18 protein-coding genes are annotated in these 21,703 nt (G+C 65.6%); 4 read left to right on the forward strand and 14 right to left on the reverse strand.

Translation table 11 applies throughout. The features are described from left to right. The first annotated feature begins 79 nt into the window (after nt 1-79). Complete coding sequence (locus IVB28_RS20425) at nt 80-2,410, forward strand: PAS domain-containing sensor histidine kinase (RefSeq protein WP_247528463.1); 2,331 nt, start codon at nt 80-82, stop codon at nt 2,408-2,410. Between the two features lie 103 nt (nt 2,411-2,513). On the opposite strand, the gene IVB28_RS20430 is transcribed toward IVB28_RS20425, so the two are convergent. From IVB28_RS20430 to IVB28_RS20495, 14 genes are all read right to left on the reverse strand, one after another. Further along, complete coding sequence (locus tag IVB28_RS20430; RefSeq protein ID WP_247528464.1) at nt 2,514-3,407, reverse strand: LysR family transcriptional regulator; 894 nt, start codon at nt 3,405-3,407, stop codon at nt 2,514-2,516. A 98-nt stretch (nt 3,408-3,505) separates the two neighbouring features. Further along, on the reverse strand, nt 3,506-6,475 hold the full coding sequence (locus tag IVB28_RS20435; protein ID WP_247528466.1) for a bifunctional [glutamine synthetase] adenylyltransferase/[glutamine synthetase]-adenylyl-L-tyrosine phosphorylase: 2,970 nt from the start codon (nt 6,473-6,475) through the stop codon (nt 3,506-3,508). Further along, nucleotides 6,472-7,932 (reverse strand): ATP-binding protein, encoded by a 1,461-nt coding sequence (locus IVB28_RS20440; protein WP_247528467.1) that lies wholly within the window; start codon nt 7,930-7,932, stop codon nt 6,472-6,474. The genes IVB28_RS20435 and IVB28_RS20440 overlap by 4 nt, the downstream gene beginning before the upstream one ends. Next, the gene (locus IVB28_RS20445) at nt 7,916-8,596 is read right to left on the reverse strand and encodes a response regulator transcription factor (RefSeq protein WP_035731438.1); all 681 of its coding nucleotides are present in this window, start codon (nt 8,594-8,596) and stop codon (nt 7,916-7,918) included. Before IVB28_RS20445 ends, IVB28_RS20440 begins: the two co-directional genes overlap by 17 nt. A 273-nt stretch (nt 8,597-8,869) precedes the next feature. Further along, entirely contained in the window at nt 8,870-10,447 is a 1,578-nt protein-coding gene (locus IVB28_RS20450) for a Do family serine endopeptidase (RefSeq protein ID WP_247528468.1), read from the reverse strand. A gap of 285 nt (nt 10,448-10,732) precedes the next feature. After that, nucleotides 10,733-11,215, reverse strand: a complete 483-nt coding sequence (locus IVB28_RS20455) for a cytochrome c-type biogenesis protein (protein ID WP_247528469.1) — start codon at nt 11,213-11,215, stop codon at nt 10,733-10,735. A 4-nt stretch (nt 11,216-11,219) separates the two neighbouring features. Then, the gene (locus IVB28_RS20460; RefSeq protein ID WP_247528470.1) at nt 11,220-13,202 is read right to left on the reverse strand and encodes a heme lyase CcmF/NrfE family subunit; all 1,983 of its coding nucleotides are present in this window, start codon (nt 13,200-13,202) and stop codon (nt 11,220-11,222) included. Then, a complete protein-coding gene (ccmE, locus tag IVB28_RS20465) occupies nt 13,199-13,723 on the reverse strand; it encodes a cytochrome c maturation protein CcmE (protein ID WP_247528471.1) in 525 nt (174 codons plus the stop codon). The genes IVB28_RS20460 and ccmE overlap by 4 nt, the downstream gene beginning before the upstream one ends. Before the next feature lie 37 nt (nt 13,724-13,760). After that, complete coding sequence (gene ccmI, locus IVB28_RS20470; protein WP_247528618.1) at nt 13,761-14,873, reverse strand: c-type cytochrome biogenesis protein CcmI; 1,113 nt, start codon at nt 14,871-14,873, stop codon at nt 13,761-13,763. A gap of 130 nt (nt 14,874-15,003) precedes the next feature. Further along, nucleotides 15,004-15,273 (reverse strand): hypothetical protein, encoded by a 270-nt coding sequence (locus IVB28_RS20475; RefSeq protein WP_247528472.1) that lies wholly within the window; start codon nt 15,271-15,273, stop codon nt 15,004-15,006. A gap of 100 nt (nt 15,274-15,373) precedes the next feature. Beyond that, nucleotides 15,374-16,774 (reverse strand): hypothetical protein, encoded by a 1,401-nt coding sequence (locus IVB28_RS20480; RefSeq protein WP_247528473.1) that lies wholly within the window; start codon nt 16,772-16,774, stop codon nt 15,374-15,376. 160 nt (nt 16,775-16,934) lie between these two features. Next, complete coding sequence (locus IVB28_RS20485) at nt 16,935-18,308, reverse strand: sensor histidine kinase (RefSeq protein ID WP_247528474.1); 1,374 nt, start codon at nt 18,306-18,308, stop codon at nt 16,935-16,937. A gap of 92 nt (nt 18,309-18,400) precedes the next feature. After that, entirely contained in the window at nt 18,401-19,066 is a 666-nt protein-coding gene (locus tag IVB28_RS20490; protein ID WP_063195961.1) for a response regulator transcription factor, read from the reverse strand. A 233-nt stretch (nt 19,067-19,299) separates the two neighbouring features. Next, the gene (locus IVB28_RS20495; protein WP_247528476.1) at nt 19,300-19,455 is read right to left on the reverse strand and encodes a hypothetical protein; all 156 of its coding nucleotides are present in this window, start codon (nt 19,453-19,455) and stop codon (nt 19,300-19,302) included. Nucleotides 19,456-19,690: 235 nt separating this feature from the next. Here IVB28_RS20495 and IVB28_RS20500 point away from each other — a divergent pair, with 235 nt between their 5' ends. From IVB28_RS20500 to IVB28_RS20510, 3 genes are all read left to right on the forward strand, one after another. Then, complete coding sequence (locus IVB28_RS20500) at nt 19,691-20,686, forward strand: Ku protein (protein WP_247528478.1); 996 nt, start codon at nt 19,691-19,693, stop codon at nt 20,684-20,686. A 58-nt stretch (nt 20,687-20,744) separates the two neighbouring features. After that, a complete protein-coding gene (locus IVB28_RS20505; RefSeq protein WP_247528480.1) occupies nt 20,745-20,981 on the forward strand; it encodes a hypothetical protein in 237 nt (78 codons plus the stop codon). 307 nt (nt 20,982-21,288) lie between these two features. Next, nucleotides 21,289-21,453, forward strand: coding sequence for a Flp family type IVb pilin (locus IVB28_RS20510; RefSeq protein ID WP_247528482.1), 165 nt, complete (start codon nt 21,289-21,291; stop codon nt 21,451-21,453). Nucleotides 21,454-21,703 lie beyond the last annotated feature (250 nt).

Genomic DNA, 21,703 nt, shown 5'->3' on the forward strand with positions numbered 1-21,703 from the left:
TTCAAATCGCTGTGATTCGGAAGCCATGTGGGGCTGCTTCCGGACTTCAGTTGCAAGCTGGTTTCAGGGGGCCGAAGGCATGGCGCGTGCAGACGCCGCGAACGCGTGCGTCCAATCCGATTCGATCAAAGGATTGGCGCAATCGATCGCGAAACCTGCCTATCATCGGCTCTTGATCGCAGAGCCGGCGCTTCGTCGCGCCGTGCCGACGCTAATCATCGCTTTCCTGATCACGATCTGCCTCGGCGCGTTCGTGCAGGTCGTCGATCAGACGCGCCAGAAGCGATTGGTGATCCGCCACGACATCTCGGCGCTTGCCGATCTGCTCGCCGAGCGCATCGACCGCCTCACTTCCGTGCGGCAGGAGCGCATCAGGAACATTGAGAGCCTGCCGACGCTGCTGCCCGATCTGATCCCGTCATGGGGCACGGCCTCTGGCCGCCACGTCATCGTCACCTCGGCCGGCGTCGACCGCCGCGTCCTCGCCCGCATCCCGATCGACAACGACCCCCTTGGCAGCGACCGCCTGCTCGATGCGATCACGACGGCGCAACTGCTTGCGTCGCCGACGCGTGACGGCAACATCTCCGATATGACGCTGCCGAACGGCAACGCCGCGATGGCGACCTCGCGGCAGATCAAGTCGATGCCCGGCTTCGTCACCGTGATCCAGGAGCGCAACGAGCCGATCTGGGGCTCGGACGCCGCGCTCTCGGTGACGCTGTCGGCGACCACGGGCTTCGTCGTCCTGATCCTCGGCTTCGCCTTCCATTGGCAGTCCACCCGCGCCCGCGAGGGCGATCTCATCAACGACGCCGTGCGCGGCCGCATCGACACCGCGCTCAACCGCGGCCGCTGCGGCCTGTGGGACTGGGACCTGTCGCGCGGCCGGATCTTCTGGTCGCAGTCGATGTTCTCGATGCTAGGCCTCGACGGCCGCAACGAGCTCCTCACCTTCGGCGAGGTCAACGCCCTGGTGAAGTCCGACGACATCGACCTGTTCGCGATCGCCGATCAGCTCATCTCCGAGAAGATCGACCACATCGACCAGACCTTCCGCATGCAGCATGTCGACGGCCACTGGATCTGGCTCCGCGTCCGCTGCGAGAAGACGCGCGGGGCCACCGATTCCAGCGTGCACCTGATCGGGATCGCCGTCGACATCACCGAGCAGAAGAGCCTCGCCGAGAGGACCGTGGAAGCCGACCTCCGCCTCCGCGACGCCATCGAGACCATTCCGGAAGCCTTCGTGCTGTGGGATGCGAGTGACCGTCTGGTGCTCTGCAACTCGCACTTCCAGCGCCTGCACAAGCTGCCCGACAGCGCCGTCATTCCGGGCACCTCCTACGAGACCGTGCTCGAGGTCGGTCGCATGCCGGAGGTGCGCACCCGCCACAACGAGACCGCGGCCCAAGGCCCTGGCGCGCGCACCTTCGAGGCGCAGCTCGACGACGGCAGCTGGCTGCACATCAGCGAGCGCCGCACCAAGGACGGCGGCTACGTCTCGGTCGGCACCGACATCACCCGCATCAAGGAGCACGAGCAGAAGCTGGTCGACAACGATCTGCGCCTGCGGGCCACCGTCATCGACCTGAAGCGTTCGCAGGCCGCGCTGGAGCGCCAGGCGGTCGAGCTCGCCGATCTCGCCGAGAAGTACCAGCGTGAGAAGACCCGCGCCGAGGAAGCCAACCAGACCAAGTCGAAATTCCTCGCCAATATGAGCCACGAGCTGCGCACGCCGCTCAATGCCATCATCGGCTTCTCCGAGATCATGGGCTCGGGCATGTTCGGCGAACTCGGAAGCGAAAAGTACCAGGAATATTGCCAGGACATCCTGACCAGCGGCCACTATCTGCTCGAGGTCATCAACGACATCCTCGACATGTCCAAGATCGAGGCCGGCCGCATGAAACTCGACATGGAAGAGCTCGACCTGGCCCAGACGCTGGCGGAATCGCTGCGGGTCGTCACCGGCCGGGCCCAGGACAAGCACCTGACGCTCGACGCCGATATCGCAAAATCCATCTCCGTCGTTGCCGACCGCCGCGCTACCAAGCAGATCATCGTCAATCTACTCTCCAACGCGGTGAAGTTCACGCCCGACGGCGGACGCATCGTGGTACGCAGCCGGCAGCTCGACGACAGGATCGTGCTGATGATCGCCGACACCGGCATCGGCATCGCGCCGCATTCACTGACACGGCTTGGCCGCCCGTTCGAGCAGGTGGAGAGCCAGCTCACAAAGACCTATCACGGCTCCGGCCTCGGCCTCGCGATCGCCCGCTCGCTGGCGCAGCTTCATGGCGGCTCGATGCGGCTGCGGTCCAAGCTTGAAGTGGGCACCGTCGTGCGCGTGACCCTGCCGCGTGACGCCGTCAAGGCGGCGCCGGGGATATCGGCTGCGGCTTGATCCTAAAGCGCGATGCGATTAGGATCAATCGCCATTGCGCTTTAGGTTGTTGTTTAAGCATGATCTTTTCGGAAAAGCGCTGCGCACTTTTCCGGATCATGCTTTAGGATTGCAGCGACGGCGCGACTTCCCGCGCCACATTGACCAGCGCTGCGATCAGCGGCGTCATCGGATCGCGCTGCGGGATCACCATGCCGATGCTGTAGTTGACGTCGGGATCGACGATCGGGATCGAGCGCACCGTATCGGAAAGGCCGAGCGTCTCGGCAAGCTTGGCCGGCATCACGCTGGCCCAGCGCCCCGTCTTCACATGCGTGAACAGCACCAGCAGCGAATTCGAGGTCAAGGTCGGCGTCGCCTCGGCGCCGACCGAACGTAACGCGCGGTCGATGATGCGGCGGTTCTGCATGTCGGGCGTCAGCAGGCACAGCGGCACCTGCCCGACTTCCGTCCAGGTCACCGTCTCGCGGTCACCGAACATCGCATCCGGCGCGGTCAGGAGACGATAGCTCTCGTTGTAGAGCGGAATGGTGCGCACCTTGCCGATCGGCTCGTTCTCGATATAGGTCAGCCCCGCATCGACCTCGAGATTTTCGAGCAGCCCCAGCACCTCGGACGAGGTGGTGGACTGGATCCGGAAGCGCACCTCGGGATGCCGGGCGCGGAACGGCGTCGTCAGCGCGGCGACCATGCCGAGCACGGTCGGGATCGCGGCGATGCGGATCTCGCCGGAGAGCTGATGTTTCAGCCCGTTGATCTCGTCGCGCATCGCGCGGGCATCGCCGACGATCCGGCGCGCCCAGTCCAGCGCCCGCTCTCCTTCCGGCGTAAAGCCCTGGAACCGTGACCCGCGCTGGACCAGCATCACGCCGAGGATCTCCTCGAGCTGCTTGAGCCCGGTCGACATCGTCGGCTGCGTCACGCCGCAGACCTCCGCCGCGCGTCCAAAATGACGCTCCTTCGCCAGCGCCAGCAGCAGTTCAAGCTTGTCGAGCAACCGTCATCCCCTCGAATTGTGTGGTGGCATGCAAGCTAGCACGCCCTGCTCCTCCCAACACGCAAAAACCGCCCGGCGAGGCACTACCTCGTTGAAGGCTACGCCCCTTCCAGCAGCGCCCTGAACACGCGCCGCACCTCGCTCTGGGTCTCCTTCACGCGCGCCTCCAGCGACGAGAAGTCCGGCGCATCGCCGGCCCGCGCCATCACCCGCTGCAGATCGGTGCCGGCAGTTTCCGGCTTGAAACGGTCGCTGACGCAGAGCCGCAGGATCTGCGTGAGGTCGTGATAGAGCCGGGCTGCGGCACGCAGGATCTCGGTCTCCGACTGCGGGAGTACGCCGAGCCTGCATGCGTTCTCCAGCACCTGCATGGTGCTGACGTCGAGGATCCCAGGCTTGTCGTGAGCGTGCACGAGCTGGAGGTATTGCGCGATGAAGTCGATGTCGACCATGCCGCCGGCGGCGTATTTGAGATCCCAGCAATCGGCCTCGCCCTTCTCCTGAGCAATCGCCCGCCGCATGTCGGCGACGTCGTTAGCGGTGATGGCGGGATCGCGGCGGCGGGTCAGGACGTCGCGGATGACGCGCTCGATCCGTTCCCAAAATTCGGGCGACGCCGACACCACGCGCGCGCGCGTCAACGCCATGTGCTCCCAGGTCCAGGCCTCGTTGGCTTGGTAGTCCGCGAATGAGACGAGGCTCGAGGCCACGGGGCCCGCACGCCCCGAAGGCCGCAGCCGCATGTCGATCTCGTAGAGCACACCGTAATTGGTGCGCGTCGTAAACGCGCTGATCAGGCGCTGGGTCAGCCGCGCAAAGTAATGCGCGCCCTGAAGCGATTTCGGCCCATCGGAGTCCGGATTGTCGCTGTCGAAATCGTAGAGCAGGATCAGGTCGAGATCGGACGAGGCGGTCATCTCGCGGCTGCCGAGCCGACCCATCGCGATGATCGCGGTCTCCTGGCCCTCGATCCGGCCGTGCTGGGCGGCGAAGCGCTCCGCAACGAGGCCATGCACGGTGTGGACGATGCCTTCGGCGACATCGGCAAAGGCCGTGCTCGCCTGCTGCGCCGAGACGGTGCCGGAGAGGATCCGCGTGCCGATCAGGAACAGGCTCTCCTGCCCGAACAGGCGCAGGCGATCGAGAAACTCTTCGTATGAACCGGCATCCTGCACGGTCGCAGCTAATCGTCCCGACAATTCCTGCCGGTCCGGCATGGCGCCGAAGAAGCGCGGATCGATCAGGCCATCCATCAGCTGCGGCTGCCGCGCCAGCATCTCGCCCAGCCGCGGCGCTGCGCCCAGCACCAGCGCCACCAGCGCGACGAGATCGCGGTTTTGGCCGAGCAGCGTGATCAGCCGGGCGCCGCGCTGGAGCGCACCGAGGAAATGATCGAACGCCACGACGGCGCCATCCGGCTCCTCGGCGTGAGCAAGGCCGTCGATCAGGGCCGGCACGAATTCGACGAAGGCGTTGCGCGTCGCCTCAACGCGGAACACGCGATAGTCGCCGGTGACCCAGTCGCGTACCGTCTGCGCGAGGGCGGCAGGCTTCTTGAAGCCGAGCGTCGCAAGGTGCTGGAGCAGCCGCGGATCGTCCGGACCTGCACTGTAGTCGAGCGCCGGCAGCTTGGCCGTCCCGGTCGGATCGTCACCCTCGAACAGCTTTTCGTAGTGCCCCTGCACGATATTGAGCTGCCGCAGCAGGTCGCTCGCAAAGGCTTCGCGATCCGGATAGCCGAAGAAGCGCGCGAAACGCTCGACCGCGTCCTTGTCTTCGGGCAGCGTATGGGTCTGCTCGTCGGCGATCATCTGGATGCGATGCTCGACGCGGCGCAGGAATTCGTACGCAATGGTCAGCTCGTCGCGCGCAGTGGAGGTGATCCAGTTGCTGGAGGCGAGAATGTCGAGCGCTTCGAGCGTCGGCCGCACCCGCAATTCCGGATGACGGCCGCCCGCGATCAATTGCTGGGTCTGGGCAAAGAACTCGATCTCGCGGATGCCGCCGCGGCCAACCTTGACGTTGTGCCCCTCCACCGCGACCTCGCTCTGGCCGCGATAGGTCTGCATCCGCCGCTTCATGTCGTGGACGTCGGCGAGCGCAGCGAAGTCGAGATGCTTGCGCCAGACGAAGGGCGCGATGTCGGCGAGCAATGCCTCGCCCGCCCTGGAATCGCCGGCGCAGGCACGCGCCTTGATCATCGCGGCGCGCTCCCAGGTGCGTCCTTCCCGTTCATAGTAGTTCAGCGCCGCGTCCCGCGAGATCGCCACCTGGGTCGAGGACGGATCGGGCCGCAGGCGCAGATCGACGCGAAAGACGTAGCCGTCATAGGTGCGTTGCTGGAGGATGCGCGCCATGCCTTGCGTGAGCCGGACGAAGAACGGCTGCGGCTCGATGTCCGGCGCCAGCGTCGTCGCGTCGGGATCGAAGAACACGATGAGGTCGATGTCGCTGGAATAGTTCAGCTCGCCCGCGCCCATCTTTCCCATGGCGAGCACGATCAGCCCGCAGCCCTCTTCGGGCGCCTCGGGATTGGGCGGCGAGAGCCTGCCGCGCGCGGCTTCCTGCCGCAGCAGATATTGCAGCGCCGCCTGCACCGAGGACACAGCGACATCGGTCAGCGCCGCCGTCACCCGCATCACCGGCCACACCCCGCCAATGTCGCACAACGCGGTCAGCAGCGCGGCCTCCGCTTTCATGCGGCGAAGCAGCCGCATCACCTCGGCTTCATCCGCCGCCGCGAGCACCGCGCCCCTCGCCTCCGCGATCAGCGCCGCTAGATGCGAATCCGGATCGCATTCGAGCAGCCGGATCAGGCGCAAGGCGTCGGCGCGCACCAGATCGAAGAGATAGGGCGAGAATTCCGCGATACCGGCCAGGATATCTCTCGCGAAGGGATGGGCCAGCAGCACTTCGAGATGGGCCGATTGGGCCGGCTCGAGCTCGCTCAGCCAGCTTTCGAAACGACGTTCATCGGTTGTGGAAGCGGCAGTATGGGGAGCTTCCGCAAAGCGCGCGGCCAGCATCTCACCATGCTTGTCCGCGTTTCCCGGCGCGGAGTGGTTCATGCCACCTTCTGTGGCACATCCGGCATTGGCGGAGCAACCCTGTCGCCGGCACCGGCGCGCGCCGGCAGCACCAGCGTGGCGACGAGACCAGGCTGGGCATCGTCCAGCCGCAATTCGCCGCCGTGCAACGTCGCAACGGCGGAGGCGAGGCTTAGGCCGAGGCCGGAGCCCGGCAGCGTGCGACTGGCTTCTAGCCGCACGAATCGCTCGACGGCATGTTTGCGGTCGGCTTCGGGGATGCCGGGGCCGCGATCGGTGACGCTGAGCAGCACCTGGTCGCCGTCCCGCCTCGCCTCGATCGTGATCGGCCTGGAATCCATGCTGACGACGGTTCCGCCGGTCTGCGCGACCGGCTTGCCATATTTGATCGCATTCTCGACCAGATTGGCGAGCGCCTGGCTGATCAATTCGCGGTTGGCGTGGACCGGTGCCGGCTCGGCCCTGACCTTCAAGGTCATGCCGTCGTCCTCGGCGAGCGGCTCGTAGAGTTCATGGATGCCACCCGCGACCTCGGCCGCGTCGAAATCGTCCATGTTGCCGCGCGCCTGTCCGGATTCGGCGCGCGCGATCATCAGAAGCGCGTTGAAAGTGCGGATCAGACCGTCGGATTCCTCGATGGTCCGCTCCAGCGCCGCCCGGTAATCGGCCTCGCAGCCGGATTTCGCCAGCGCCTCCTCGGCGCGGTTGCGCAGGCGCGTCAGCGGCGTCTTGAGATCGTGGGCGATGTTGTCTGAGACTTCCTTCAGTCCCACCATCAGCGCCTCGATCCGCTCCAGCATGGCATTGAGGTTTTCGGCGAGGCGATCGAGCTCGTCGCCGCTGCGTCCCACCGGGAGGCGCTCGCTGAGATCGCCGGTCATGATGCGCTGCGCGGTTCCCGTCATCGCATCGATGCGCCTGAGCACCCTGCGCGCGACGAAGACGCCGCCGCCGAGGCCGAGCACCACGACGATCAGCACCGACCATTGCGCGGCCTTGGCGACGATGTGGAACAGTCGCCGCCGCTCGGCAAGGTCGCGGCCGATCAGGAGCCGGAAGCCGTTCTCCAGTTCGGTGACGCGCACCAGCGCACGATGATCGCGGTCATCCGCATCCTCCATCCGCCGGTAGGCGGTCTCCGACCAGCCGCGCGTCGCCATCACGCCGGGCGCCAGCGAGCCGACATTGCCGGCGATCGCCTGCCCGGTCGGCGTGGTCACGAGGTAGAGGTTGGCGCCGGGCCGCAACGCCCGATACTCGATCGCCAGCACGAGGGCGCGCAGGCCGCGCCGGCCGTAGATCTCGCTGATCTCCGAGGTCTCGGCATTGACCGTCTGCGTGATCTCTTCCGTGATCAGGCGCCGCGTATTCCAGGCGAAATAGGCCAGCAGCGAGGCCGCGAACATCGCGAACAGCAGCAGATAGACCAGCGTGAGCCGGAACGCCGTGGTGCGGACGAGTTTACCGAATGCCGTCACGGATCATGTACCCGGCGCCGCGGATCGTATGCAGCAGCGGCCGCTCAAAACCCTTGTCGATCTTGGAGCGCAGCCGCGAAATGTGCACGTCGATCACGTTGGTCTGCGGATCGAAATGATAGTCCCAGACGTTTTCCAGCAGCATCGTGCGCGTCACCACCTGTCCGGCATGCTTCATGAGGTATTCGAGCAGGCGGAATTCGCGCGGCTGCAGCGTCAGCTCGTCCTTGCCGCGGGCGACACGATGGGAGAGCCGGTCCAGCTCGAGATCGCCGACACGGTAGAGCGTGTCCTCGGCGGGACCGCCGCGACGGCGCGACAGCACCTCGACCCGGGCCAGCAACTCGGCGAACGAATAGGGCTTTGGCAGATAGTCGTCGCCGCCGGCACGCAGGCCCTTGATGCGGTCGTCGACCTGTCCGAGCGCGGAGAGAATCAGCACCGGCGTCGTGTTGTCCTTGTCGCGCAGCGCGCCGATCAGCGACAGGCCGTCACGCTTGGGCAGCATGCGGTCGACCACCAGCACGTCGTAATCGCCGTTCTCGGCCATGGCGAGGCCCTCCTCGCCGTCGGCGGCGTGGTCGGCAATGTGTCCGACCTCGCGAAACGCCTTCACGAGGTAGTCGGCGGATTCGCGGTCGTCTTCGATGATGAGGAGGCGCATCGTGCGTTCGGCGGCGGTCAAGGAGGTCAACCTTCTCTAAACATGGCGCGAGCGGCAATCGCATGCAAGCCGAGGGGGGAGACTCTGGCATCTAGAAAAAGGCGGGCGGTGGAGCTGGGGGGACTCCACCGCCCTAGGCCTTCCGACGGAGGGGGGCGTAATTCCACCGGAAGGTAGACAGGGAAAGCGAACGTTACGCTGCTTCCCCGAAGGGCGCCGTCGGCGGGGGCGACTGATGCCGGCGACACCCTTCATCTCAAGGCATCCTGAGGCTTACCCTTTGGCGATGGGTACGGCGACGAAGCGCGACTGGCCGCCGCTCTTCACGCGCATCAGGACGCTGTTCTTGTTGTCGGTCCGCGCCGTATTGATGGCATCGCGGACTTCGCCGGCGGTGGCGACGCTCTTGCCGCCGACTTCGAGAATCACGTCGCCTTCCTTGAAGCCGCGTTCGGCCGCGGCGCTCTTCGGATCGACTTCGGTGACCACGACGCCTTCCTTGCCGGCGCCGGCCACGGAGTTCGCAGGGGCAACGGTCATGCCGAGCTTCGGCACGTCAGTGCCCTTGCTTGCACCCTTGCCGCTGTCCTGGTCGACGTCGGCCTTGGCCTCCACCGTGTTCGGCAGCTGGCCGAGGGTGAGGTTGATGACCTTGTCCTGGCCCTTGTGCAGCACGTTGAGCTTCACGGTCGCGCCGGGCGCCATGCCGCCGATGGTACGGGCAAGCTCGCGGGCGTCCTTGACGGATTCGCCGTTCACCGACGTGATCACGTCGCCGGACTCGATGCCCGCCTTCGCGGCCGGACCGTTGGCCTGCGGCTCCGCCACCAGCGCGCCTTCGGCCTTCTTCATGCCGAGGCTGTCGGCGATGTCGGAGGTGACGGGCTGAATCTGCACGCCGATCCAGCCGCGGCTGACCGAGCCCTTGTCCTTGAGCTGGGCGACCACGCTCTTCACGGTGCCCGCCGGGATCGAGAACGCGATGCCGACACTGCCGCCGGAGGGCGAGTAGATCGCGGTGTTGACGCCCATCACCTCGCCGTTGGTATCGAAGGCCGGACCGCCGGAATTGCCCTTGTTCACGGGCGCGTCGATCTGGATGAAATCGTCATAGGGACCGTTGCCGATGTCGCGGCCGCTCGCCGAAACGATGCCCGCGGTCACGGTGCCGCCGAGGCCGAAGGGATTGCCGACCGCGAGCACCCAGTCGCCGATCCGCGGCTTGCTGTCGGCGAGCTTGGCGAACGGGAAGTTCGAGCTGCCCTCGACCTTGATCAAAGCAAGGTCAGTGCGCTGGTCGGTACCGATCACTTTGGCGGTGTAGGTCTTACCGTCGTCGGTGGTGACCTCGACCTTGTCGGCGCCGTCGACCACGTGGTTGTTGGTCACGGCAAAGCCGTCGGCCGAGATGAAGAAGCCGGAGCCCTGCCCCTGCACCACGCGACCACGACCACCACCCTTCAGACCGGGGACGCCGTCGGGACCGCCGAAGCGGCGGAAGAAGCGCTCCATCGGCGAGCCCGGCTGGAACGGCGAGGAGGAATCATCACCGTCATCATTGCCCGCGGTCTTCTCCTTCATGTTGACCTTCACCGAGATCACCGACGGCTTCACGCGCTCGACAATGTCGGCGAATCCGACCGGACGTTCGACCTTTCGGACCTCGTTGTTGACCTGCGCATGCGCCGGACTCGAGAACAGGTCGGCGGGCAAGGTCGAAGGGCTGAAGCCATACACCGCCGCGCCGAGACCGGCGACGACCGAGGCCATCAGCGCGATCTTGCGCGCAGGGAAGACCGAGCGGGGCTGCCGGTTGAAGGGAAGTTTCGAGAGGTCGGGACGGTCGGTCATGCAGAGATCTCCAGGGCCTTGAAATCCATTTGGTGCCTGATGGCGGCACCTTACGAACCTCAAGATGGGGACTCCCGCCTTACCGCGCGCTGGCGGCGGGGTTAAACTTTTGTAATGGAGGGGGAATGCGGATGCGGCAGTTTAGCACAGGCCGAAAATCGTTGCCTTACAGGAACTTAATCGAGTTCCGCAACGGCGTGGAAGCACGCTTTTTTGACGTTTTCACGTGCGTGACGCTGAGATGAACTCATCGTCTTCGGGCTAGCTTCGGTCTGCTGCGACAGGTTAGCGCGATGTGACGTCGTCCGACATCAAAGCGGCGAGGCGCGCCTGTTCATCCGCCGTGAGCGGCGGAGCCGGCAGATCTGCACCGCTTCGCGAGCGACGCCGGATTTGCAGCCACAGCGCAAGGCCACCGCCGATCAGCAGCACCGGCCCGAGCAGCCACAACAACAGGGTCTGCCGCTCGAAGCGCGGTTTCAGCAGCACGAACTCGCCGTAGCGCGCGACCAGGAAGTCGAGCACCTGCGCGTTGCTGTCGCCGGCGCCGATGCGCTCGCGCACCAAAAGCCGCAGATCACGCGCCAGCGGCGCATCGGAATCGTCGATCGACTGGTTCTGGCAAACCATGCAGCGCAGCTCGCGCGACAGCTCCCGCGCGCGGGCTTCCTTGGCGGGATCCGACATGATCTCATCGGGCTGCACCGCGTGCGCCGCAGGCAAAACCAGCAGCATCAGCAGGGCGAACGCGGCCATCATCCGGCGCATCGGATCACTCCGCCGGTTGAAGGCGCTGCTTGGCCCGCGCCGGTTTCGGCGCGCCGACCCGCAGGCGCCGGTCGGACAGCGACAGCACGCCGCCCAACGCCATCAGCACCGGCCCCCACCAGATCAGGAGCACCAGCGGCTTATGATAGATGCGCACGGCGATGGCGCCCTCGGCGGTGGCATCGCCAAGCGAAATGTAGAGCTGGCTCGCGCCGCTGGTCAGCAGCGCGGCCTCGGTGGTGGACGAGCCTCGGGTGGTGAAGCTGCGCTTGGACGGCGTCATGACGCTGAGGGTCTCGCCGTCGTGGCTGACATTGAATTCGGCGATCATCTCGCGGAAGTTTGGACCTTGACGCTGAAACAAACCGTCGAGCTTCACGTCGAAGCCGGCGATGTGGACAACGTCGCTCTGTTTCATCGTCGCGATATGTTCGCTGTTCCAGGTGGTCTCGCAGACGATCCCGATCAGCGCGATGCCGAGGCCGGCATGCGCAAACGCGGAGCCCCAGGCCGAGCGCGGCAGGCCGCGGGCCCGGTGCAGCGCCGTTGCGAACGGTAGCCGCACGAGGCCGGTCCGCTCGACGATGTCAGTGACGGCACCGGCGATGACGAAGATGCCAAGCCCGATCGCGAGCGGCGCCAGCGCACTGCCGCCGCGCGCCCAGCCCCAGGCGATGGCGACGGCAACGAGCCCGGCCACGCCCGCCGCGAGCAGGCGTTGCGTCACGCCGAGCAGATCGCCGCGCTTCCACGCCAGCATCGGCCCGAACGGCACGGCGAGCAGCAAAAGGGTGAATAGCGGCGCGAAGGTGAGATTGTAGAAGGGCGCACCGACCGACATCTTGAAGTCGGCCAGCATCTCCATCGCCAGCGGATAGAGCGTTCCGAACAGCACGACCGCGCAGCCGACTGTGAGCAGCAGATTGTTCAGGACCAGCGCGCCTTCACGCGAAATCGGCGCGAACAGGCCGCCCTGCTTGAGCGAAGTGGCGCGGCCCGCGAACAGCGCCAGGCTGCCGCCGATGAACAGGCAGAGGATCAGCAGAATGAACACGCCGCGGGTGGGATCGGTGGCGAAGGCGTGCACCGAGGTGATGACGCCCGAGCGCACCAGGAAGGTGCCGAGCAGCGACAGCGAGAAGGTCAGGATCGACAACAGGATGGTCCAGACCTTCAGCGCGTTGCGCTTCTCCATCACCACGGCGGAATGCAGCAGCGCGGTGCCGGAGAGCCACGGCATCAGCGAGGCGTTCTCGACCGGATCCCAGAACCACCAGCCGCCCCAGCCGAGCTCGTAATACGCCCAGTACGAACCCATGGCGATGCCGAGCGTGAGGAATATCCAGGCGACCAGCGTCCACGGCCGCACCCAGCGCGCCCAGGCCGCGTCGATCCGTCCCTCCATCAGAGCCGCGATCGCGAAGGAGAACGAGATCGAGAAACCGACATAGCCGAGATAGAGCATCGGCGGATGCACGGCGAGCCCGATGTCCTGCAGCACCGGATTGAGATCGCGTCCCTCGATCGGCGGATTAGCGATCCGCAGGAACGGATTCGAGGTCACGAGGATGAAGAGGTAGAAGGCGCTGGCGACCCAGGCCTGCACGGCCAGCACATGCGCACGCAGCGACAACGGCAGATTGTTGCCGAAGGCCGCAACCAGCCCTCCGAACAACGCGAGGATCGACACCCACAACAGCATCGAGCCTTCATGGTTTCCCCACACGCCCGTGATCTTGTAGAGCAGCGGCTTCATCGAGTGGGAATTCTCGTAGACGTTGGCGACGGAGAAATCCGAGTTCACGTGCAGCATCACGAGAGCTACGAACGAGGCGCCGACGAACAGCAGCTGCGCCAGCGCGGCGGAGCGCGCCACGTTCATTAGCGCCACATCGCGCAGGCGCGCCCCGATCAGAGGTATGACGGACTGGATCAGTGCGAGCCCAAGTGCCAGCACCAGCGCGTAATGTCCTGACTCCGCGATCACCGCACCGCTCCCTGCGGATTGCCCTGCGCCGTCGTGGCCGCGGGCTTGCTGGCGCCCGAAGCCCTCGCATCAGAAGCCTTGCCGTCGTAATCGTCCTTCCAATGCCCCTGTTTCTTCAGGGCATCGGCGACATCCTTGGGCATGTAGGTCTCGTCATGCTTGGCGAGCACCGTGTCGGCCTTGAACACGCCATTGGCATCGAGCGCGCCTTCGGCCACGACGCCCTGCCCTTCGCGGAACAGGTCGGGCAGGATGCCCTTGTAGGCCACCGGAAGCTTGGCGCCACCGTCGGCAACCTCGAAGGTCACCGCGAGATTGTCGCCGCGATGCAGCGAGCCGGGCTGCACCAGCCCACCGAGGCGAAACCGCTTGCCGGGCTCGACGTGCTTCTCGGCGACCATGGTCGGGGTCGAGAAGAACACGATGGAGTCGCGCAATGCGTTGAGCACCAGCGCGGCCGCGAGCGCGAGCACGGCGAGCGAGCCGCCGATGATGGTCATACGTCGCTGCTTGCGCGTCATGGCGTATCTGTTCTCCGCTCGTCTCGTCCCGACATCGTCATCCGCCAAGCCCGAGAGTCCTGAGGCCTTCGTTGAGCTGGCGAAGCCGCTCGGCGTCGCTGGCAACCGCCTGCCGGGCATCAGCCGATGCCCCCACGGCCTTGTCCCGTTCGCCCATCACGAGATAAGCGCGCACCAGGCGCAGCCAACTCTCGACGTCGTCGCCGTTCTGCTTCAACCGGGTGGCCAGACGTTCGACCATGCCGCGCACCATCGCGTTGCGATCGCCTTCGGCCATTTCCTTGGAAGCAGCAATCGTTTCATCTGACAGTGCCGGCATCGTGCTGCCGCCACCGACTCGCGCCAGCGAGGACTGCACCAGGACACGCCACGGCGCATCCGCGGGCGCTTTCGCAAGCAGCCCGCGCCAGATCGTGGCGGCATCGTCCTTACGGCCGTCCTGCTCGGCGGCGAGCCCGAGGAAGTAGTTCGCCTTGGGATCGTCAGCGTTCAGGGCGTGTGCACGCTCGAATTCAGTCTTGGCCTCGGCGGTCACCACACCCCCGGCGGCAGCCGCCATCGCTTCGCCGAGATCGGACCGGCGCTCCGCATTCTCGCCATTGTAGGTCAGCGAGTTGCGATAGGCGCGCACCGCGTCGTCGAAACGGCCGAGCCGCTCCAGCACCGGCGCGAGCACGTTCCAGCCGCGCCCGTCGGTCGGATTCTTCTCCAGATGGTCCTGGACCTGCGCCACGAGGTTCTCGAGCGACTGCGCCATGCCGGACCCGGATCCGCGCTCCCGCTCCGCCAACGGAAAGTCCTGAAGCCGGGGCGAGCCGAGCGGAATGTAGACGCCGATCGCAACGAGCGGCAGGCCGGCCAGCGCCAGCACGGCCGCCACCCGGCGCCATGTGAGGCTCGAGGTCGGCGCCGCAGCGGGTTCGCTGGCGGCGGCGGCGAGCAGCCTGCGGCTGATCTCGACGCGCGCCGCCTCGGCTTCCGGCGCGGGGATCAAGCCTGCGGCGAGATCACGCTCGATCTCGGCCAACTGGTCCTTGTAAACTGCGACCTCGCTGCCCTGGTCTTGCGCATGTCCGTTGCGGCCAAGCGGCAAGAGCACGGCGAAAATCGCCGCGACCGTCATCAGCGCGAACACGAACCACAGCGTCATCTGGCAAGCTTCCGGCAGCGCACGAACCGCGCCCATAGGTGGCTTTACACCACGGCCGGACGATGCGGCAATTGACAATTGTCAATTGGCGTGACCGCATACAGTCCGTAAACGTTGAAAACCCAACGGCTTAGCTGATCTCGAACTCCGCGCTTTGCGCGGCGTCCTCGCCGTGCCCGTTGAAGGCCTTCAAGAAGTACGTTCCAGGCCTGACCGCATCCGGCAATCTGATGCGCAGCGCACCGACCGGAACCGGAGATGCAACCCTCGTGATCGTCTCGGACAGTTGGCGACCGCTAGCCTTCTCGACCACCACCACCTTGGCGCCGACCATCAGTCTTTGATACTTGGCAACAACGACGCGGCTCTCGATTTCGATGGAGCTGATAACAGGTTTCATGCGCCCACAAATAGAAGTTCCCCGGACTTGCACGGGGACCGTAGGGCGCGCGAGCGGCATGGTCAACTACAAATTGTGATTCCGAAAATATGCGCTTGGGTCAGCTTGCGCGCGACGATTTGCGCTCGCCGGTAGCCGCGTTCTCCGCGGCCCGGCTCATCAGCGAGGCGTAATCATCGCCGAACAGCACTTGGCAGAAGCGGATCGCGGCCTGCACCTGCTGTTGCCGATAGGTGCGAACCTTTTGATCGGCGGCGCGCAGCGACTGCACCAATTGCTCGGTCGAGCGTTCGACATATTGCTGGAGGTCGGAATAGGTGCGTAGCGTCACTTCGTTGATCGCAAGCTCGCTCGCATAGTTGCGGCAGGTCGCGACGAAATCGATCAGCGCCACGGTTTCCTCGACCTCAGTGCTGTCGATCCGCGCGCCCGGCGGAATGTCCTTCTCCGGGCGCTGCCGCAGGATGCGGCGAACGCGGCCGGGAACGCTGTCGATCTCGGACTGCAGTGCATTGGAGATGTCGGCCCGGATCGAGGTCAACTGCTTGCCCCAGGCGGAATCGTTGCGCAGGTCGAGCTCGGTGCGCAGGCCGCGCGCGCCGTCATGCAGCGCCTTGAGATTGCCGGCAATGTTGTCGAAATGGCCGCGCTTGATGTCCATGCGCAAGGTGGCGGCCACACAGGACAGATCGTGCAGCGCGATCGTGACGGCGACGCCATAGGGCGTTGCCGCGACGCGGATCTCGTCGTCGGACGCGGCAATCTTGATGGCGAGGCGAATGATCTGCCACGGGGCGGTCATCCGCTGCACCACGATCGACAGCGCAAAGGGCAGCATCTGCGGGGTCTGGAGCACCGGAATGTTGAGCGCCGACGTGACCGAGGCGATCTGGGAATCGCCGAAAGCACGCAGGGCGCGCGGCAGTTTCTCGTTCAGGCTGGCGATGGCCTCCCGGACCTGAAGCACCGCTCCGATCGAATAGAGGTCCTCGATCACGTTGGGCGGGCCGACCCGGGCCAGCGCGCGCGACTTGTCGCCGCCGCCGGGACCCGTCAGCTCGAAAATAGCGTCCGCGGCCACCGCTTGGAGCCTCGAGGCCAGCGCCTCGACCTGCCCTGCACTGTCTGCCGGCATGCGGGCCAGTGCGGCGTGGAATTCGTTCACCTTGTCAGGTGCGCCATCGCGGCCGAGCCATTGCCAGATCGGATGCAGCGAGGAGCGGCGGATCTGCCCGACCCGCGTCGGCACCCCCGCCTCGACCAGGAACGGTTCTAGCGCCTGGAACAGCAGCCGCGACAGATCGTCGGTGCGCGGCGGCGCGGACTCGTCGGCCTCGGTCCTGCGGACGATCTTGCGCAATTGCTCGAGCACGAGGGTTGCGACAGCGGTGTCCTGGCCACGCTCCAGCGCACGCTCGAACTCCCGCATCAGCAGGGCCTGCGCCTGCGGCGGGAGCTGCGCGAGATATTCCCTCAGCCGCTCGATCGATGTCTGGCTCATGCGCCCGGGTATGCACGGTAAAGTGGCGGACATGGAATGCGTCCGGGCGCGATCATAGGAGGGCCCCACTTAAGAAGCCGTTTAGGAAGTCGGACGGAATCCCTCCGGTTGGCGTCGGCCGGAGCTTGGCGAGGACAAAAAACAACGTCGGAACAAGGGATTATACTCCCGGAAGGACCAGGTCGGCCCGCAGGCCGCCGGTCGGCGCGCCGCCGAGCGAGAGGCTGCCGCCATAGAGCGCGGCAAGGTCGGTCACGATCGACAGCCCCAGTCCCGAGCCGGGCTTGGATTCGTCGAGCCGCTGGCCGCGCCGGGAGACCTGGGCGCGCTCGGCCTCCGACAGGCCGCGGCCGTCGTCGTCGACGACGATCCGCAGACGCGGGCCCGCCCCCGGCTTGTGCGGCGCCTCCACCAGGACCGCGATGAAGACGCGCGAGGCCGCCCATTTACAGGCATTGTCGACGAGATTGCCGACCATCTCCTCCAGATCCTGGCGTTCGCCGCGAAATTTTGCCGACGGATCGGCCTTGGCTTCGACCACGATGCCGCGATCGCGATGGATCTTCTCCATGGTCCGCCGCAGCGCCTCGATGGCCGGCGCCACCTCCGTCACAGTGGAGACCACCGAGACCCGCGCCGCGATGCGCGCACGCTCCAGATGGTGGGCGACCTGGTCGCGCATCACGTCGGCCTGCTCCATCACCTTGGCCGCGAAGGGATCGGCGAGGTGGGCGCCGGCCTCGTTGACGATGACCGAGAGCGGCGTCTTGATCGCATGGGCGAGATTGCCGACATGGGTGCGCGCGCGCTCGACGATCTCCCTGTTGGCATCGATCAAGGCGTTGGTCTCGCGCGCCAATGGCGCGATCTCGACCGGGAATTCGCCCTCGAGCCGCTCCGCCCGCCCGGAGCGAATGTCGGCGATCGATTCGGAGATGCGTTTGAGCGGCGCCAGGCCGAAGCGGACCTGGAACACGGTCGTCAGCAGCAGCACGATGCCGAGCGCGGTGAAGGTGCCGCCGAGATAGTAGTCGAAGCTGCGCGTCTCGTCGAAAATCTCGGTGTCGTCGCCGGCGACGCTGACGAGATATTTGCCGTCGGCGCCGAGATCGACCGGCCGTTCGACCATTCGCAGGTTCTGCCCCTCGGGCCCGTCGACATAGGCAAGGCGAATGCCGGCGGCGGTGAGTTCGCCGTGCTCCTCAAGCTTCGGCAGCTTCTTGTCCCAGAGCGAGCGCGAGGAACGCACTTCCGGCTTTTCGGTGTCGGTCCGCGTGATCTGCCAATACCAGCCGGACAGCGGCAGTTCGAACAGGGGCTCGCCAAGCGACTGGAACTGACGGTCGGGCGGCTCGTCGGGGGTCGCGACCTCGGCGATGAGGGTGCGCAGATAGAGATTGAGCCGACGGTCGAAGGCGCGCTCGGTGGCGCTCTTGTAGACCGACGACAGCACCACTCCGGTGATGGCCAGGATCACCACGAGCCAAGCGGTTGCCGACAGGAACAGGCGGTTTGCAAGCGAACTAGCGCGCATCGGAACGATCCCGGAAGGCGCAGGATGGCAGGGCGTCAGAGCTCATGTCGGGACCAAGGCCCCTGTCGGGCTGCCCGTCAAGCCCGAACGCGTCAGGCGGCCGGCGGGGTCAGGAGATAGCCGAGGCCGCGGACGGTCTGGATGATGTCGACGTCGAGCTTCTTGCGGATGCGGCCGACGAAGACTTCGATGGTGTTAGAGTCGCGGTCGAAATCCTGGTCGTAGAGGTGCTCGACCAGCTCGGTGCGCGAAACCACCCGCCCCGAGTGGTGCATCAGGTAGGCCAGAAGCCGATATTCGTGCGAGGTCATCTTGACGGGATTACCGGAGACGCTGACCCTGCCGGTCCTTGTGTCGAGGGTAACAGGACCGCAGCTGAGTTCGCTCTGGGCATGGCCGGTGGAGCGGCGCAGCAGGGCGCGGATGCGCGCCAGCACCTCCTCGAGGTGGAACGGTTTGGGGACATAGTCGTCGGCGCCGGCGTCGAACCCCTGCACCTTGTCGCTCCAGCGGTCGCGTGCGGTGAGGATCAGGACCGGCATGGTGCGGCCGTTGCGGCGCCAGGCCTCCAGCACCGAAATGCCGTCCTTCTTCGGCAGGCCGATGTCGAGCACGACGGCATCATACGGCTCGTTGTCGCCGAGATAATGCCCCTCCTCCCCATCGAAGGCGCGGTCGACGACGTAACCGGCGTCGGTCAGCGCCTTGGTGAGCTGGCGATTGAGATCGGGGTCGTCCTCAACAACGAGCAGGCGCACGCTTCTCTCCAGACACAGGCCGCATCAACACCGCACCAGATGAGCAATTCCGGCGTGAACCCAATATGAACGCCGGGAACCGGCCGCGTTACATTTTGGTCATATACGGTGTGTGTTTGCTGCCAACGCGACTGCGCCCGCCCTGCGGGCCGGACAAGCCGGCAGCATGGCGGGCGCAATGTGCCGCGTAGCGCGGCGCGCCGGAAGGTCCGCCCTTCCCGTAAATTCGGCCGTCAGGTCCGGAAGAACACGAACCAGACGACGGCGAGGATCAGGATCGCAAGCCCGGTTGAAATGGCGAGCAGCGCCGCCACCGATGGCCCAGGCTCGCCCTGACGCGCCTCGGTCGGAGTTTCCACGATCTGATGCCGCTCTCGCGTGGTTGCCATGATGCCCTCAATCTCTGGATGTCGCTTCCGATAGCCGCGACCTCCTCGCAGCCGATGTCCAAAGCCAACGCGTCATTGGATGTGATGTTCCGGCTATTGCGCTCGGATCAGGCAGCGAGGGCATGGCCAAGCGGCCGGTTAACGCAGTTGGAAGATTCAGCAACCGAGCTTGCTTTGATTCGTTGTTCCCCGATGGTATCCTGACCGTCTGTCCTTGTTGCGTTTGGAGTAGCCCATGGCCCCCCGCGCCAATTGGAAGGGTTTTCTGCGTCTGTCGCTCGTGACCTGTCCGGTCGCGCTCTATCCGGCCACTTCGGACACCGAGAAGGTCTCCTTCAACCAGATCAACCGCAAGACCGGCCACCGGATCAAGTACCTCAAGGTCGACGCCGAGACCGGCGACGAGGTGACCTCCGAGGACATCGTCAAGGGCTACAAGGTCGACACCGACACCTATATCGAGGTCACCAAGGACGAGCTCGACGACATCGCGCTCGACTCCACCCACACCATCGACATCGACGAATTCGTGCCGAAGGCCGACATCGACAACCGCTATCTGATCCGCCCCTATTATCTCGTGCCGGACGGCAAGGTCGGCCACGATGCCTATGCCGTGATCCGCGAGACCATTCGCAGCATGAACAAGGTCGCGATCGGCCGTGTCGTGCTGACCAACCGCGAGCACATCATCGCGCTCGAGCCGCTCGGGAGCGGGCTGATGGGCACGCTGCTGCGCTACCCCTACGAGGTCCGCAGCGAGCAGGAATATTTCGACGACATCCAGGACGTGAAGCTGACCCGCGACATGCTCGACCTCGCCAAGCACATCGTCGAGAAGAAGTCCGGCGCGTTCGAGCCCGAGCTGTTCGAGGACCATTACGAGACCGCCCTGATCGATCTCATCAACAAGAAGCGCAGCGGCATGCCGATCGCAGCCAAGGCCACGCCGAAGAGCGGCGGCAACGTCATCAATTTGATGGACGCGCTGAAGAAGAGCATCGCGAACGAAAAAGACGCCGCACCTGCGGCGAAGGTGGCCAAGGAGACTGCCAAGGAGACCGCCAAAGCAAAGAAGCCGAAGAAGCGCGTCGAGGGCCAGCGCGAGATGCTGCTCCCCATCGCCGGCAAGGGCGGCAAGGACGCTGCGGCGAAGACGGCGCCCAAGGAAGCGACGAAGAAGGCCGACAAACCGGTGCGCGCGCCAGCGCGGGCGAAGAAGGCGGGCTGACAGCGTCGCACCTGCAATCACGCCGTGATATCTCCCCTCGCCGCTCGGCCGGCCTGACATGCCCTGGTCGACGGCGTTCGACGATCCCGTTCGCGTTGACAACAAGCGCGAGCTGCGCACGCTTCAACAGGCTGCGGACTACATCATGCGGCTGCCCGAGGACGCCCAGCACGAGGCGCACTGGCAGACCGCCATCGAGACCTTGATCGAGGCGGCCGAGACGGGCGGCGGCTGGGTGATGTTCGCCCGCATCGCCGTGTTGCGGGCGCTGAACGGGGATGGCCGGCGCGAATGAGCGCGATGGCTCGACGAACAGCCTCAACAATCCGTTAAGCGGCACTCCCCTCCCCGCTAAGACCGACGTCCTGGACCCCACCAGGGTCTGCGCGGGCGCGCTTCACCACCTTAGCCGGCCCGGGGTCTGCCGATTTGAATCCATTTGGACGCACCGATGGAACCTTAACTTAAGGGATGCCATCGTATGAGCGGAGGCGCGCCTCGCCCGGGCTTAATACTTTTGGCCGCATAAAGACATATTCGATCTGTTGACGAGTTCGATGACGACGCGACCCTACGTTGGATCGGATGAACAGGAGTTGGCAATGCGTTTGCTTAGGTCGTTCCTTGCCGATGAGAATGGTGCAACCGCGATCGAGTACGGCCTGATCGCCGCGGGGATCGCGCTCGCGATCGTCACCATCGTGAACAGCACGGGCGGCGCGCTGCTCAACAACAAGTTCAACTCGATCGACGCCGCCATGAAGTAACCGGCCGACCCGGCCGGATGCGGCCATCCGGAGAGGCCGCCTTCTAACGGTTCGCATGGTCATCCGCGGACACACCTTCACCTTCTCGCGGCGTTGTTGCCCGAGCTTTGCTGTCTTCTTCCGCCCTCTTCGAGAGCAAGGGCGCAGGGAAGGCCGGGCGCCGGCTGGCACCCGAAGTCCCGCGTGTGCGAGTAAACGCGCACGGGGTGGACGACAGGTGACGCCGGAACGTCCCGGCCTTCCCTGCGCG

It is taken from the genome of Bradyrhizobium sp. 199, assembly GCF_023073355.1.
Classification (GTDB): domain Bacteria; phylum Pseudomonadota; class Alphaproteobacteria; order Rhizobiales; family Xanthobacteraceae; genus Bradyrhizobium.